Annotated in this window: 15 protein-coding genes; 3 read left to right on the plus strand and 12 right to left on the minus strand. The window is 69.7% G+C overall.

All coding sequences use genetic code 11. The annotated features are described in order from the left end of the window. Window positions 1-25 precede the first annotated feature (25 nt). Complete coding sequence (locus B840_RS07680) at window positions 26-472, plus strand: DUF2631 domain-containing protein (RefSeq protein ID WP_042621664.1); 447 nt, start codon at window positions 26-28, stop codon at window positions 470-472. A 64-nt stretch (window positions 473-536) separates the two neighbouring features. Here the strand turns inward: B840_RS07680 and B840_RS07685 are convergent, their stop codons facing one another. The 3 genes from B840_RS07685 to rlmN are packed head-to-tail and all read right to left on the minus strand — an operon-like array spanning window position 537 to window position 4073. Then, window positions 537-2144: a hypothetical protein gene (locus B840_RS07685; protein WP_042621665.1), complete on the minus strand. Its 1608-nt coding sequence runs from the start codon at window positions 2142-2144 to the stop codon at window positions 537-539. Further along, complete coding sequence (locus tag B840_RS07690; RefSeq protein WP_042621666.1) at window positions 2137-2946, minus strand: ABC transporter ATP-binding protein; 810 nt, start codon at window positions 2944-2946, stop codon at window positions 2137-2139. Before B840_RS07690 ends, B840_RS07685 begins: the two co-directional genes overlap by 8 nt. Window positions 2947-2975: 29 nt before the next feature. Further along, window positions 2976-4073 (minus strand): dual-specificity RNA methyltransferase RlmN, encoded by a 1098-nt coding sequence (gene rlmN / locus B840_RS07695; protein ID WP_042621667.1) that lies wholly within the window; start codon window positions 4071-4073, stop codon window positions 2976-2978. Window positions 4074-4177: 104 nt separating this feature from the next. Between rlmN and B840_RS07700 the strand changes: the two genes are divergently transcribed. Continuing rightward, a complete protein-coding gene (locus tag B840_RS07700; protein WP_084602865.1) occupies window positions 4178-4627 on the plus strand; it encodes a LapA family protein in 450 nt (149 codons plus the stop codon). Here B840_RS07700 and B840_RS07705 read toward each other — a convergent pair. The 5 genes from B840_RS07705 to rpsB all read right to left on the minus strand — a co-directional run bounded on the left by B840_RS07705 (window position 4624) and on the right by rpsB (window position 9029). Then, window positions 4624-5505 carry a phosphatidate cytidylyltransferase gene (locus tag B840_RS07705; protein ID WP_084602867.1) on the minus strand — a complete coding sequence of 294 codons (882 nt, stop codon included), beginning with the start codon at window positions 5503-5505 and terminating at the stop codon, window positions 4624-4626. The two genes, B840_RS07700 and B840_RS07705, sit on opposite strands and share 4 nt — an antisense overlap. A 54-nt stretch (window positions 5506-5559) precedes the next feature. Continuing rightward, window positions 5560-6117, minus strand: a complete 558-nt coding sequence (frr, locus tag B840_RS07710; protein WP_042621668.1) for a ribosome recycling factor — start codon at window positions 6115-6117, stop codon at window positions 5560-5562. Between the two features lie 135 nt (window positions 6118-6252). Further along, the gene (gene pyrH / locus B840_RS07715) at window positions 6253-6939 is read right to left on the minus strand and encodes a UMP kinase (protein WP_042622618.1); all 687 of its coding nucleotides are present in this window, start codon (window positions 6937-6939) and stop codon (window positions 6253-6255) included. 243 nt (window positions 6940-7182) lie between these two features. Then, window positions 7183-8010 carry a translation elongation factor Ts gene (gene tsf, locus B840_RS07720; RefSeq protein WP_042621669.1) on the minus strand — a complete coding sequence of 276 codons (828 nt, stop codon included), beginning with the start codon at window positions 8008-8010 and terminating at the stop codon, window positions 7183-7185. 119 nt (window positions 8011-8129) lie between these two features. Next, a complete protein-coding gene (gene rpsB, locus B840_RS07725; RefSeq protein ID WP_042621670.1) occupies window positions 8130-9029 on the minus strand; it encodes a 30S ribosomal protein S2 in 900 nt (299 codons plus the stop codon). A 308-nt stretch (window positions 9030-9337) separates the two neighbouring features. Between rpsB and B840_RS07730 the strand changes: the two genes are divergently transcribed. Next, window positions 9338-9808: a M23 family metallopeptidase gene (locus B840_RS07730; protein ID WP_042621671.1), complete on the plus strand. Its 471-nt coding sequence runs from the start codon at window positions 9338-9340 to the stop codon at window positions 9806-9808. A 6-nt stretch (window positions 9809-9814) separates the two neighbouring features. Here B840_RS07730 and B840_RS07735 read toward each other — a convergent pair whose 3' ends face one another. Genes B840_RS07735 through B840_RS07750 form a run of 4 tightly spaced genes read right to left on the minus strand, consistent with a single transcriptional unit; the run spans window position 9815 to window position 13738 of the window. Further along, window positions 9815-10699, minus strand: a complete 885-nt coding sequence (locus B840_RS07735) for a tyrosine recombinase XerC (RefSeq protein ID WP_042621672.1) — start codon at window positions 10697-10699, stop codon at window positions 9815-9817. Window positions 10700-10720: 21 nt separating this feature from the next. Further along, complete coding sequence (gene dprA / locus B840_RS07740; RefSeq protein WP_042621673.1) at window positions 10721-11884, minus strand: DNA-processing protein DprA; 1164 nt, start codon at window positions 11882-11884, stop codon at window positions 10721-10723. After that, window positions 11881-13356, minus strand: a complete 1476-nt coding sequence (locus B840_RS07745) for a YifB family Mg chelatase-like AAA ATPase (protein ID WP_042621674.1) — start codon at window positions 13354-13356, stop codon at window positions 11881-11883. Before B840_RS07745 ends, dprA begins: the two co-directional genes overlap by 4 nt. Next, the gene (locus B840_RS07750; protein WP_042621675.1) at window positions 13343-13738 is read right to left on the minus strand and encodes a YraN family protein; all 396 of its coding nucleotides are present in this window, start codon (window positions 13736-13738) and stop codon (window positions 13343-13345) included. The genes B840_RS07745 and B840_RS07750 overlap by 14 nt, the downstream gene beginning before the upstream one ends. Window positions 13739-13858: the final 120 nt, after the last annotated feature.

Here is a 13858-nt window from a genome sequence, read left to right on the forward strand (position 1 = left end):
GCGCGTTCATGAGAAGGAGAAGAACGTGGCTGCTTCCCACGAGATCGTGCCTGAGGTTCACAACGGAACCTCCACCCTTGACGTGCCGTCCGCCGCACACGGCTGGAGCGAGCTGTCCCGCACGACCGTCCAGGTCTCGGGCTGGGTGTCTGTGCTGATCCTGCTGGGTCTGAACTTCGGCAACCACGAGGGTCAGGTCGAGACCATCTGGCTGCTCGTCCTCGCCGCGCTGGTCGCTATCGGCCTGGTCATCCACCTGTTCGAGCCGAAGCTCAACCAGGTCCGCACCCTGTCCGCCCGCAACCAGCCGGTCGGCCACAAGGAGCCGGAGTGGGCCTACGACCAGAAGACCCTGTCCGGCGCGTACTCCGGCCTCAGCGACTCGCAGCTGCGCTCCATGAACATTGACCCGGCCCGCGTGCAGCACCTGCGCGAGCTGGACGCCAAGCACGCGAAGCACTCCAAGCACTAGCGGCTACCGGCCGAGAAACCGCCCTCCCCCCTCGGGGAGGGCGGTTTTTGCGTCCCCCGCGGCCTCAGTTCACCCAGTGGTGGACGCGGGCGTAGATCTCCGGCATCCGCTCTTCCGCCCGCCGGGCACTCAGGCGCAGGCCGAGCCAGTAGAGGGCACCGGGGATGGCCAGGGACACCGCCAACCCGAGCAGCATCAGCCCGGTGCGGTCGGTGGCGTAGCCGAAGGCGAGGAGCGCGCCACCCGGGGCGGAGGGGATCCAGCCCAGCAGGAGGGACGCGAAGGCCGCCACGAAGGCCGCGCCGGAGAAGCCCGCCTTGTCGGACCAGGGGCTGGTCCCCGGCCGGGAGGTGGGGAAAGGGTTGTACGCGGTCAGAACCAGCGCCAGCGCCGCGACGGAGACGACCACGCCGACGGATCCGGCGGCGACGAGCAGCGCGGCGCCGCGGTTGTCGGCGAGGAGGACGGCGGCGGCGTCGAAAAGCACCAGCAGCACGATCATGGGGGTCAGCGAGGCGAGGTGCCGGGCGACGAGAACCGTGCGGGCGGGCACCCCGGAGACGATGTGCAACCAGAGCGGCGGCCCGTCGTAGCCGAAGTCGTTGACGGCCAGTGAGCCGGAGATCAGCGCGAGGACGACCATGCCCACCAGCAGCACGGAATCATCGACCAGGATTCCCTGGGCCAGCAGGACCACCGCGATCACCGGGTACGTGACCAGGCTGCCCAGCATCCGCGGGTCGCGGCGGAAATACCGGACCGCCCGGGAGTAGATCACAGCGGCCGGGGTGTACGGGAGGCCGCGCAGCAGCACGGCGGCTTCCGCGGCTTCCGCACCGCTCCCCTTCTCCCCCGCCGGGTCCCGCCGGACGGCGTCCAACGGGGCGGCCAGACGCCGGGCCACGGTGCCCAGCCACCACCGGGCGCCCAGGACGAGCGTCGCCGCGGCGATACCCGCGTGGGCGAGGGCGCGGAGGTAGTCGGCGTCGATGAACGCGGCCACCATCGCGGGGGCCGCGCCGACAGGAGTCCAGCCGAGGATCCGGCCGATTCGGTCCAGCGGGATATTCTCCACACCGTAGGACATGAGCAGGTTGAAGCCGAAGATCATCACCATCACCAGCACGCCGCTGATCACCGCGCTGCGTTCGGAGGACACCCGGCCAGAGCCGGAACTCACGCCGAGCGCCACCTCCCCCAGCAACAGGGTCAGCGCCAACGCCGCCGCCATGACGGGCACGGTCAGCGCGGCGGCCGCGGGCTGGCCGGCGTCGACGAGGAGGACGACCGTGAACACCGTGGTCAACGCAGTAGCCGTCACGGCCGTGACCCCGCGGCTGGTGAGCAGCGTCGACCAGGCCATCGCCGGCAGCAGCTGCCGGGCGGTCAGCGGCAGGGAGGCGAAGTCGCCGGCGCGCAGCAACGCCTCGCCGGAGGGGATGACCACGGACACCGCCAGGTAGGACAGGGTGCCGATCCCCACCACCGCGACGATCCCCCACCACCGGTCGGCCGGCTCGAGCAGCCACACCGTCGCCGCGAGGCTGACCATGCCGAGGATGGTGTACAGCCCGATGAGGGCGATCATGGTCCAGGCGGCGGAGTTGCCCTTCATCGTCCGGACCCAGAGCGTGCGCTGCAGCCGGAGAAGCAGCCGGGTGGTCTCACTCATGGCCGGCCTCCCTGCGCAACCAGCCGAACGCGCCCTCCGCGAGTTCTCCCCCGCCGACGAAACCGACGAACGTGTCCACCAGCGACTCCCCCTGGCGCACCTCGTCGACGTGGCCCGCGGTGAGCACGCGCCCCTGGTCGATGATGGCGACGTGGTCGCACAGCCCCTCCACCAGCTCCATGACGTGCGAGGAGAGCACCACTGTGCCGCCGCGGGCGGCGAAGTCCCGCAGGATGTGCTGGATGAGCCGGCCGGACACCGGATCGACCGCCTCGAGCGGCTCATCCAGGATGAGGATCTCGGGGTTGTGCAGCAACGCGCCCGCCAGCAGGATCTTCTTGGTCATGCCCGCCGAATAGTCGACGATGTACTTGGCTCCGGCGTCGGCGAGGCCGAGGGCGTCGAGAAGCTCCGTCGACCGGGCAGCCACGTCGGCGGGCTCGAGGCCGCGCAAACCGCCGAGATAGGAGAGGTACTCCCGCCCCGAGAGGCGGTCGAAGACGGGTACCCCGTCGACGAGGAGGCCCATCGCGCGTTTGGCGGCCAGCGGATCGGCCCACACGTCGTGGCCCGCGATCCAGGCGCGCCCCTCGGTGGGCCGGGCCAGACCGGCCGCCACCGTGATCATGGTGGTTTTTCCCGCGCCGTTCGGGCCGACCACGCCGTAGATCGATCCGCGCGGGATGTCGAGGGACAGCTTGTCGATGGCCCGTTGCTCCCCGAAGACCTTCGTCAGGTCGCGGACGGCGAGGGCCTGGGTCTCCGGATCGGGAACCAGCGGCGGCAGATGGGGAACATTCATGTTCCCCAAGCTACCGGGGATGCGCCGTGCTACCTCTCCTCGGCGGCGAGCTGGCCGCAGGCGGCGGCGATCTCCTGGCCGCGGGTGTCGCGCACCGTGCAGGGCACGCCCTGGGCGATGACGCGGCGGACGAAGGACTCCTGGCGGTCCTTCGGGGAGGCGTCCCACTTCGAACCCGGGGTGGGGTTGAGCGGGATGAGGTTGACGTGCACCTTGGGGCCGAGCGCCTTGTGCAGCTTCTTGCCCAGCAGGTCGGCGCGCCAGTCCTGGTCGTTGATGTCCCGGATCAGCGCGTACTCGATGGAGACGCGTCGGCCGGACTTCTCCGCGTAGTAGCTCGCCGCGTCGAGCACCTCCTGCACCGAGAACCGGTTGTTGATGGGCACCAGGGTGTCGCGCAGCTCATCATCCGGGGTGTGCAGGGAGACGGCCAGGCGAACGCTCATGTTCTCGTCCGCCAGCTTCCGGATCGCCGGGGCGAGGCCGACCGTGGACACGGTGACGTTGCGCTGCGAGATGCCGAAGCCCTGCGGGGAGGGCTGGGTGATCTGCCGGACGGCGGAGACGACCCGCTTGTAGTTGGCCAACGGCTCGCCCATGCCCATGAACACGATGTTGCTCAGGCGGGAGCCCTCAGACTCCATCTCCGCGGCAGCGGCGCGCACCTGGTCGACGATCTCCGAGGCGGAGAGGTTGCGGTCCAGCCCGGCCTGGCCGGTGGCGCAGAACGGGCAGGCCATGCCGCAGCCGGCCTGGGAGGAGATGCACAGGGTCGCCCGGTCCGGGTAACGCATGAGCACGGACTCGAGCAGGGTGCCGTCGTTGAGGCGCCACAGCGACTTGGTGGTGTCTCCGTTGTCGGTCCGGATGCTGCGCACCGGGGACAGCAGCGTGGGGAAGAGTTCCTTCGCCACCGTCTCTCGGGCGTCCGCAGGCAGGTCGGTCATGGTGGAGGGGTCGGCTTCGAAGCGCCCGTAGTAGTGGCGGGCGATCTGGTCGGCGCGGAATTTCGGCAGGCCGAGCGCGGTGATGCGCTCGACGCGTTCCTCGGGGGTGAGGTCCGCGAAGTGGGTGGGCGGCATGCCCTTCTTCGGGGCGGAGAACTGGAGGGTCACAGGTTCGGCCATAATGATCACCATCCTTGCATGTCGGGGGTGGTATCACCCAATCGATCACCCATGCGCCCGCCCGGCACGTGGCGGACCTCGCACCTACAGCGTTGAATAGTGGTATGACACGTTCTAATGCCCCGCACGGGGAAGACCCCGTCTACGACACCGACCCCTCGGTCCGCAACGAACCGCCGACCGCCCACCTCGATGAGAACCGCGACATCTACGCCGAAGAAGGCGGGACCGCCAACCTCCCGGCGACCGTGGCAGAACCGGAGCACGATGCCGGACAGCGGACTAAAGCGGAGAAACCGAAGGTCCGCGGTTCCGTGGCCGGCGGCACCTGGGCCGCGCTGATCATCGGCGCGCTGCTGCTCATCGGCCTGCTCGTGTTCATCCTGCAGAACCAGCAGCAGGTGCAGCTCAACCTGTTCGCCTGGACCTTCCAGTTCCCGATCGGCGTCGGCTTCCTCTTCGCCGCCATCACCGGCGCGCTGATCATGGCGCTGGTCGGCGCCGTCCGGATGCTGGAGCTGCGCCGGCAGGTGAAGAAGACCCGGAAGCGCTAGCCCCCCAGGAGGCTCAGGACCAGCCAGGTCACCATCGCGGACGGCAGCATGCCGTCCAGCCGGTCCATGAGACCGCCGTGCGCCGGCAGAATGGTCGACATGTCCTTGATGCCCAGCTCCCGTTTGAACTGGGACTCCACCAGGTCCCCGAGGGTCGCGCAGATGACCAGGCCGACCCCCATGACCGCACCCACCCACCACTCGTGCTGCAACAGCATCGACACCGTCAGCGCGCCGGTGACGGAACCGCCGACGACGGAACCCGCGAAGCCCTCCCAGGACTTCTTCGGGCTCACCGCCGGGGCCATGGGGTGGGACCCGAACATCACCCCGGCGATGAAGCCGCCGGTGTCGGACGCGACCACGCACAACATGAACGTGATGATGTAGAGACCGCCGGGCACACCGTCGGAGGAGATGAGGGAGAGCATCGCCGCGAATGAAGCGAACATCGGGATCCACGTGAGGACGAAGATCGCCATCGACGTGTCGCGCAGGTAGTTCTGGGGCGGCGTCGTGCGGCCGTGGTAGAAGAGCCGGCCGAACATCACCACCAGCACCGCCGTGACGTACGCGGCCACCAGCCCTCTCGTGTCGAAGGGCCAGGACATCCACACCATGAGCTGTCCGAGCACAATCATCGGGACCAGCGGGATCTGGTAGGTGTGCTCCCGCAGCCGGGAGACGACTTCCCAGGTGGCCACCCCCACCGCCGCAGCCACCAGCGGGTACCAGCCCGCCGGGCCTATCCACACCGCCAGCAGCACCAGTGCCCCGAGGAAGGCGCCGACGGCGATGGCCACCGGGAGGTTCCGGCCGGGGTTGTTCTTCGGTTTCGGCAGATGGCCCGCCGGAGCTAGGCGTCGTGCTTCGCTCACCTGGAGCCTCCTGGGATGGGGTGGAAAAGGGGGACGTCGAGAAGCGCGGGTGGTCTAGACCTCCAGCAGCTCCGCTTCCTTGCGGGTGACCAGCTCGTCGACCTGGGAGACGTAGCCCTGGGTGATCTTATCCAGCTCCTTCTCCGCGGTCTGGACCTCGTCCTCGCCGGCGTCGCCGTCCTTCTGCAGCTTCTTCAGCTGTTCCATGCCCTTACGGCGGATGTTGCGGATGGCGATCTTGCCGTCCTCGCCCTTGCCCTTGGCCACCTTGACCATGTCGCGGCGACGCTCCTCGGTCAGCTGCGGGATGGTCACGCGCAGCACGTGGCCGTCGTTGGTCGGGTTGACGCCCAGGTCCGAGTTGCGGATGGCGTTCTCGATGTCGTTCATCACGTTCATCTCGTAGGGCCTGATGATGAGCATCCGCGGCTCCGGCACCGAAATGGTCGCCATCTGGGTGATCGGGGTGGGCACGCCGTAGTAGTCGGCGACGACACCGTTGAACATGGCCGGGTTGGCGCGTCCCGTGCGGATCGTGGTCAGGTCCTCGCGGGTGTGCTCAACCGAGTTGGACATGCGCTCCTCGGACTCGAGGAGGATCTCGTCGATCATGGGGCGTTTCCTTTTCTGTCGTGTGTGCTCTGTGACGCGTGCGGGGATTGTGCGCAGGGCTGATCCTGGATCAATCTACCAGGGCGGGGACGGTCTCCCCGGGATCTGACCGGGGAGTTGGCCCGCGCCGTGGCCCTAGGACTTGACCAACGTGCCGATCTGCTCGCCGGCGACCGCACGCGCGATGTTGCCTTCGGTGAGCAGGTTGAACACCAGGATCGGCATGTCGTTGTCCATGCAGAGGGAGAAGGCGGTCGCGTCGGCGACCTTCAGGCCCTTCTCGATGACCTCGCGCGGGGTGATCTCCCCGTACAGCTCGGCCTCGGGGTTGGTGCGGGGGTCGTCGGAGTACACGCCGTCGACTCCCTTGGCCAGGAACAGCACGTCGCAGCCGATCTCCAGGGCACGCTGGGCGGCGGTGGTGTCGGTGGAGAAGTAGGGCATGCCCATGCCGGCGCCGAAGATGACCACGCGGCCCTTCTCCAGGTGGCGGACGGCGCGCAGCGGAAGGTACGGCTCCGCGACCTGCGCCATGTTGATGGCGGTCTGGACGCGGCAGTCGATGCCCTCCTGCTGGAGGAAGTCCTGGAGCGCCAGGCAGTTCATCACCGTGCCGAGCATGCCCATGTAGTCGGAGCGCGCCCGGTCCATGCCGCGCTGCTGAAGCTCGGCGCCGCGGAAGAAGTTGCCGCCGCCGATGACCACGGCGATCTCTGCGCCCGTGCGGGCGACCTCCGCGATCTGGCGGGCCACGTTCTCGACCACATCCGGGTCGATGCCGACGTTGCCTCCGCCGAACATCTCACCCCCCAGCTTCAACATGACCCGCTTGTAGCTGGCTCTCTTCGGGGTGGCGCTCTCAGCAGTGGTCACCGTGGGTTCTCCTTATGAATGGGCGAGGGGCGGTGGAATCGGGTCCATCCTATCCCGTAGTCGCGCCCGCCCGGTATTCACCGGCAATCACCGCTAACCACCGGTGCAGCGCAGAATGCGGAAACCGCCGTGCTCCCCCTGAGCGGGGAAACACGGCGGCGCCGGGTGAAGCGGGAGGCAGTGTCAGGCCGCTTAGGCCTGGCCGACCTCGAAGCGGCGGAAGCCGGTCAGGGTGACGCCTGCGTCATCCATGATCTGCTTGACGTTCTTCTTGGAGTCGGCGACAGAAGCCTGCTCCAGGAGGACGACGTCCTTGTAGAAGCCGTTGAGGCGGCCCTCGACGATCTTCGGGATGGCCTGCTCCGGCTTGCCCTCCTCGCGGGTGATCTGCTCGGCGATGGAGCGCTCCTTCTCCACGACCTCGGCCGGAACGTCCTCGCGGGTGAGGTAGCCGGCCTTGAGGGCGGCAACCTGCATCGCGGCGTTCTTGGCGGCGGCCTCGGCCTCTGCACCTTCGCCGGTGTAGGCGACGAGCACACCGACTGCCGGGGGCAGGTCGGCGGAACGCTGGTGCAGGTAGACAGCGACCTTGTCGCCGTCGATGGTGGCGACGCGGCGCAGCTCGAGCTTCTCGCCGATCTTGGCGGACAGCTCCTGGATCACGTCGCCGGCCGGCTTGCCGTCGACGTCTGCGGCGGCGAGCTCCTCCGGGGTGTTGGCCTTGGCTGCGGCTGCGGCCTCGGCGATCTTCGCGGCGATCTCCTTGAACTCGGCGTTCTTGGCCACGAAGTCGGTCTCGGAGTTGATCTCCACCATGGTGTTGCCGGAGACGGCGATCAGGCCCTCAGAGGCGCTGCGCTCGGCGCGCTTGCCGACGTCCTTGGCGCCCTGGACGCGCAGGATCTCGATGGCCTTGTCGAAGTCGCCGGTGGATTCCTCCAGCGCCTTCTTGCAGTCCATCATGCCGGAGCCGGTGATCTCGCGGAGCTTCTTGACGTCTGCAGCAGTGTAGTTCGCCATAGTCTGGGCGATCCTCCTCATATCGGAACGGTATTCGTTCACAGAGCGTAGTCGATGGGAAAGGCCCCCGCCGCGTGCACGACCGGCGGGGGCCTCAGTTTCAAGGCCTTGGCCTCGGGTTAGTTCTCGGTGCCCTCGGCGGCCGGAGCCTCGGTGGCCTCAGCGGTCTCGGCGGCCGGAGCCTCGGTAGCCTCGGGGACCTCAGCGGTCTCGGCGGCCGGAGCCTCGACAGCTTCAGCGGAGGTGGCCTCGGCGGCCTTCTCTGCGTCGGCGACTGCCTTCTCCTCGGTGTCGCCGGCGGCTTCCTTGGAAGCGGCCAGAGCGCGCTCCTCGCGGGCCTTCTTGCCCTCTTCCACAGCGGTGGAGATGACGCGGGACAGGAGGGCGGTGGAGCGGATGGCGTCGTCGTTGCCCGGCACCGGCCAGTCGACGACGTCCGGGTCACAGTTGGTGTCCAGGATGGCGACGACGGGGATGTTGAGCTTGTGAGCCTCGCTGACCGCGATGTGCTCCTTGTTGGTGTCGATGATCCAGAGAGCGGACGGGACACGGGTCATCTCGGCGATGCCGCCCAGGACGCGCTCCAGCTTGACCCGCTCGCGGGTCAGCATGAGGATTTCCTTCTTGTTGCGACCCTCGTAGCCGTCCTCGGCGGCGTCCATGGCCTGGAGCTCCTTGAGGCGGTGCAGACGCTTGGAGACAGTCTGGAAGTTGGTGAGCATGCCGCCGAGCCAACGGTGGTTGACGTAGGGCATACCGACGCGGTCGGCTTCAGTCTGCACGGCCTCCTGGGCCTGCTTCTTGGTGCCGACGAACATGATGGTGCCGCCGTGGGCGACGGTCTGCTTGACGAACTCGAACGCTGCGTCGATGTAGGTCAGGGTCTGCTGCAGGTCGATGATGTAGATACCGTTGCGGTCGGTGAAGATGAAACGACGCATCTTCGGGTTCCAACGACGGGTCTGGTGGCCGAAGTGGACACCGGCATCGAGAAGCTCGCGCATGGTTACAACTGCCATGTCACGCTCACTTTCATATAGTTTCGGTTTTTCATGTGCTGACGTGCAGGTTTTGATCCTGCACCCTAGCGACGTGGCCACGCCGACACCCGGATACCCGGGACCAGGTCGACGTCGGTTTTCCCCGCCGCGCGTAGTCAGTGGACCCATGCGGGCACACTGCTGTCGCCAATATTAGCCCCCTTCGGCTCCCCCGCCAAAACGAAACCCCGTCGTTGTCCACAGCCGGGCCTCACCCGCCACACCATCCACAGGCCCGTGCTGCCCGACGCCCGCGGCTCCCCCTGCCCCGCCTAGCATCTGCAGGCATGCGGCGGCTTCTCCTCGTCCTGACCTCCCTGCTCCTGACGGTGACACCGGCCGCCGGGGCCTACGTCTCACCGTCCACCGGAACCCCGGCGGCGACCGGGGTGCTGCGCGCCTTCGACAAACCCCGGCACAACTGGCTGCCCGGGCACCGCGGGGTGGACCTGGAACTGGGGATCGGTTCCCCGGTGCTCGCCGCCGAAGACGGCACAGTCGCCTTCGCCGGCGTCGTCGCGGGCACCCCCACCGTCTCCATCGACCACGCGGATGGCGTCCGGACCACCTATCAACCGGTCCACGCGCGGGTCTCGCGCGGCGACGAGGTGTCGGGGGGCGACGTCGTCGGCATCCTCGGCCACCCGGTCGACGGCTGGCCGGGACTGCACTGGGGAGCCCGGGCAGGCCCCGACGACTACCTCAATCCGCTCTCGCTCCTCGACTCCCCGACCATCCGCCTCAAACCCAATCCCTGACCCCGTTCAGGCCCGGGGATGCGCCCGCCCGTAGACCTCTTTGAGCCGCTCTGCGGAGACGTGCGTGTAGATCTGCGTCGTCTGCAGCGAGGAGTGGCCGAGCATCTCCTGGACCACACGCAGATCCGCCCCGCCCTCGAGGAGATGAGTCGCCGCGGTGTGCCGCAGCCCGTGCGGGCTGACCCGCTGCCCGGTTACCTGGCCGGCCTTCTCCACGACCCGGCGCACCTGCCGGGGGTCGATCCGCCCGCCGCGCACGCCGACGAACAGTGCCGGGGTGTCCCCCGCGAGCTCCGGCCGGCCGTTCCGGAGCCACTGCTCCACGGCGTCGGCCGCCGCCCGGCCGAAGGGGACGACGCGCTCCTTGTCGCCCTTGCCGAGGACGCGGACGGTACGGCGAGTCATGTCCAGGTCCTTGACATCCATGCCGGAGAGCTCAGCGACGCGCACCCCGGTCGCATAGAGCAGCTCCAGCATCGCTGAGTCCCGGAGGAACTCGGTCTCATCCCGGGAGGAGGCGTTGCCGACGAACTCCCCCGCCTGCCCGGCGGTGAGGACATCCGGGAGCGGCCGGTTCACTTTCGGCGACACCAACCTGGCCGCCACGTCCGTGTCGATGTGCCCCTGCTTCAGCGCCCAGCCGGAGAAGGCCCGCACGGAGGCGGTACGGCGGGCCAGCGTCGCCCGGGACTTCCCCTCCGATACGGCCAGCGCGAGCCAGGCGCGCAGGGCCGTCAGGGTGAACTGCCGGAAGGTGGGCACGTGCACGGCCAGGTCGAGCAGGTCGGAGCGGTAGCCGCGGACGGTGGCCGCGGAGCGCCCCAGCACGAGACGGGAATGCTCGGCGAAGTCCTCCACCGCCTCCCCCAGCTGGGACTGTTGTGCACTCATGGTGCCCGAGTCTAACCCTGTCTATCCCTGCGCCACCTCCACCCGCGACCAGGCGGCGCCTTCCCGGCTGATGATGCCGCGGCGCGTCAGGTCCATGAGCAGGTGGACGGTGAGCGGAACCGGCAGGCCGGCGGACGCGGAGATCTCCTGCGCGCTGGATCCGCCCGGCGGGCACGCGTCGAAGACGCGGAGCTCGTTGCGGGTCAGGGACTGGACCGGGGTCGCGGCGTAGGCCAGCTCGTACTGTTCGGCGACGTCCAGGGCGCCGACGGCCCCCAGCAGCGCGCGGATGTCGTCGGCGCCGGTGACCAGTTGGGCGCGGCCGTCCTTGATGCGTTCGTGGCAGCCCAGCGAACCTGCCGAGGTGACCGGCCCCGGCACCGCCATGGTCACCCTCCCGAGCCCTTCCGCCCAGCTCAGGGTGTTCAGCGCCCCGGAGCGCCAGGCGGCCTCGACGATGACTGTCCCCGCTGTCAGGGCCGCGACGAGCCGGTTGCGGGTGAGGAAGCGGTGGCGCTGCGGGGGCATTCCGGGCGGGTATTCGCTGACCACGCAGCCCCGCGCGGCGATCCGGTCCAGAAGGGCGGCGTTCCTGGCCGGGTAGGTCCGGTCGATGCCGCAGGCCGCCACCGCGACGGTGAGTCCCCCGGCGGCGAGCGCCGCTTCGTGGGCGACCGTGTCGATGCCGAGCGCGCCCCCGGACACGATCGCCCACCGGTGGGTGGCCAGCCCCGTGGCGATCTGGCGGGTGGCCTCGTGCCCGTAGCGGGTGGCGGCCCGGGTGCCCACCACGGCGACCGACTGCGCCACCGCTTCGTTCAGGGGTGTGCCCCGCACCCACAGGGCGTGGGGAGGAACGGCGTCCGCCTGGTAGCTGCGGACGTGCTCGCTGCGGCCTGCGGCGGCGAACCCGAAGGCCACGTCGAATTCCGCCCGGGGCCACTCGCGGGATTCGGGGGTGATCAGGCGGGCGCCGGCGTCGGCGGCCTCCGCCAGGTCCTGCCCGGCCCGGTCCCAGCTGCGGCGGGCCTCGGTCTGGGGGCCGAGGTCGCCGAGCCAGCTGGCGCGGACGCGGACGCCGCGGGCGATCTCATCGGCGTCACGGCCGGCGTCGAGAAGCAGCTGGAGCGGCCTGCTGGGGCCTTCGACGACGCGGTTGAGATAAGCCCAGGATTCCTGGCTCATACGCCCTCCCGCAGTTCCAGTGCGCGTGCGACGTGCCCGAGGTCGGGGCTGGCGTCGCCGTCGAGGTCGGCGAGCGTCCAGGCGAGTTTGAGGCAACGGTCGACACCTCGTTGGGTGAGGTCGCCGTCGGAGAGCAGTGCGCCGAGCATCGCCATGCCGGATTCATCGGCGGGGTGGTGACGGCGCAGCCGGTGCGGATCCATCATCGCGTTGGTCATCCCCCACCGCGCCTGCGCGCGTCCGCGGGCGTCGGCCACGCGTCCGGCGATCCGGCTCGTCGGCTCGGCGTCCCCGGCGCTGAGGACCGCGCCCGTGGCAGAGGTGGCGGCGACGATGTCGATGCGGTCGCGCAACGGACCGGAGAGGTTGCCCAGATAGGTGGAACGCTCCCTGGACCGGCACCGGCAGCGGGCGGGGTCCTCCGCCGCGCACCGGCAGGGGTTCGCGGCGAGGATGAGCTGGAACCGGGCGGGGAAGATGACCTCCCGGCGCGACCGGATCAACCGGACGTGGCCGTCCTCGAGGGGCGTGCGCAGACCGTCGAGGACGGCGGCGGGTATTTCGGAGACTTCGTCGAGGAAGAGCACCCCGTGGTGGGCGAGGCTCACCGCCCCCGGCCGGGGCACACCGGAACCGCCGCCGAGGAGGGCCGCCCGGGTGATGGAGTGGTGTGGGTCGATGAACGGTGCCTGCGCAATGACCTCCCCGCGGCCGGCGACGGAATGCACGGCGGTGGCCTCCAGTGATTCGGCAGGGGTCAACGGGGGAAGGATGCCGGGGAGGCGGGCGGCGATCATGGATTTTCCGGATCCGGGCGGCCCGAGCAGGAGCATGTGGTGTCCCCCGGCGGCGGCGACTTCCGCGGCGAGCCTGGCCGCCGGTTGGCCGGCGAGGTCGGCGAAATCCGGGACGGCGCGACGTGGGACGGGCGGGGACCCAGCCGCCGTGGGCAGGTCCTCGTTGCCGGTGGCCCAGTTCCAGGTCTGCGCCAACGTGGCCGCGGTGTGGACGGCCAGCCCTTCGACGAGCGTGGCCTCGTCCGCGTTGCCGGGCGGGATGACCGCGCGGGCGAATCCGTTCCGGCGGGCCGCCAGCAGCGCGGGCAGCACCCCCGCCACCGGGCGGACGGTGCCGTCGAGGCCGAGCTCGCCGACCAGCACGGTCCCGGCGAGGCGTTCCCGCGCCTCCGGGACGCCGGCGGCGAGCACGGCGAGGGCGGTGGGGAGATCGAAGTGCGAACCCGACTTGCGGAGCGAGGCCGGCGACATGGACACGACGATCTTCGTCTTCGGCCAGCTCAGGCGGGAATTCGCCGCGGCCGTGCGGATGCGGTCGCGGGACTCGCTGACGGCGGCGTCGCCCAGGCCCACCATATGGATCCCGGGCAGGCCCGGCCCCACGTTCGCCTCGACAGTGACGATCCGGCCGGCGACCCCCTCCAGGGCGACGGTCTGGGTCCTACCTAGCGCCATGCTCGACCCCCTCGTAGACGTCCATGTCGAATCCGCGCCCGGCGGCGGTGAACACGACGACGTCGAAACGCACGGGCGCCGCGGGCCTCCCCTCCAGCCAGCGGGCGGCGGCCCGGCGCAGACGGGCGGCGGCCCGGCGCAGACGGGCGAGCTTGCGGCCGGTCACCGCCTCCGCTCCCCCGTAACCGGGGCCGGAGCGGGTCTTCACCTCGACGAAGACGATCGTGCCGTCCTCCTCGCGGGCGATGAGGTCGAGCTCGCCGACGGGATAGGAGACGTTGCGGCCGAGAATCTCCGCCCCGCGCCGGCGGTAGAATCCGGCGGCGCGCTCCTCCCCCAGCTGCGCCAGCCGGGTGCGTCGACGGTGCATGGATGTGGTCATGTGGTTCCCCCTGATCGGATGACGGTGTCTTCCCCCTCACCATCACCGCCGGGCCACGTCCGCGCCAGCACCGGGAACTCCGGACGGCCGCGGACTGTGGACAACCAGGGTTATCCACAG

This window comes from Corynebacterium marinum DSM 44953 (assembly GCF_000835165.1).
In the GTDB taxonomy this organism is placed as follows: domain Bacteria; phylum Actinomycetota; class Actinomycetes; order Mycobacteriales; family Mycobacteriaceae; genus Corynebacterium; species Corynebacterium marinum.

Bases quoted from the DNA above. Each gene is read 5' to 3' on its own strand.
- B840_RS07685 (WP_042621665.1), bottom strand. From the start codon at position 2,144: ATGAGTGAGACCACCCGGCTGCTTCTCCGGCTGCAGCGCACGCTCTGG.
- B840_RS07690 (WP_042621666.1), bottom strand. From the start codon at position 2,946: ATGAATGTTCCCCATCTGCCGCCGCTGGTTCCCGATCCGGAGACCCAG.
- rlmN (WP_042621667.1), bottom strand. From the start codon at position 4,073: ATGGCCGAACCTGTGACCCTCCAGTTCTCCGCCCCGAAGAAGGGCATG.
- B840_RS07700 (WP_084602865.1), top strand. From the start codon at position 4,178: ATGACACGTTCTAATGCCCCGCACGGGGAAGACCCCGTCTACGACACC.
- frr (WP_042621668.1), bottom strand. From the start codon at position 6,117: ATGATCGACGAGATCCTCCTCGAGTCCGAGGAGCGCATGTCCAACTCG.
- pyrH (WP_042622618.1), bottom strand. From the start codon at position 6,939: ATGTTGAAGCTGGGGGGTGAGATGTTCGGCGGAGGCAACGTCGGCATC.
- tsf (WP_042621669.1), bottom strand. From the start codon at position 8,010: ATGGCGAACTACACTGCTGCAGACGTCAAGAAGCTCCGCGAGATCACC.
- rpsB (WP_042621670.1), bottom strand. From the start codon at position 9,029: ATGGCAGTTGTAACCATGCGCGAGCTTCTCGATGCCGGTGTCCACTTC.
- B840_RS07730 (WP_042621671.1), top strand. From the start codon at position 9,338: ATGCGGCGGCTTCTCCTCGTCCTGACCTCCCTGCTCCTGACGGTGACA.
- B840_RS07735 (WP_042621672.1), bottom strand. From the start codon at position 10,699: ATGAGTGCACAACAGTCCCAGCTGGGGGAGGCGGTGGAGGACTTCGCC.
- dprA (WP_042621673.1), bottom strand. From the start codon at position 11,884: ATGAGCCAGGAATCCTGGGCTTATCTCAACCGCGTCGTCGAAGGCCCC.
- B840_RS07745 (WP_042621674.1), bottom strand. From the start codon at position 13,356: ATGGCGCTAGGTAGGACCCAGACCGTCGCCCTGGAGGGGGTCGCCGGC.
- B840_RS07750 (WP_042621675.1), bottom strand. From the start codon at position 13,738: ATGACCACATCCATGCACCGTCGACGCACCCGGCTGGCGCAGCTGGGG.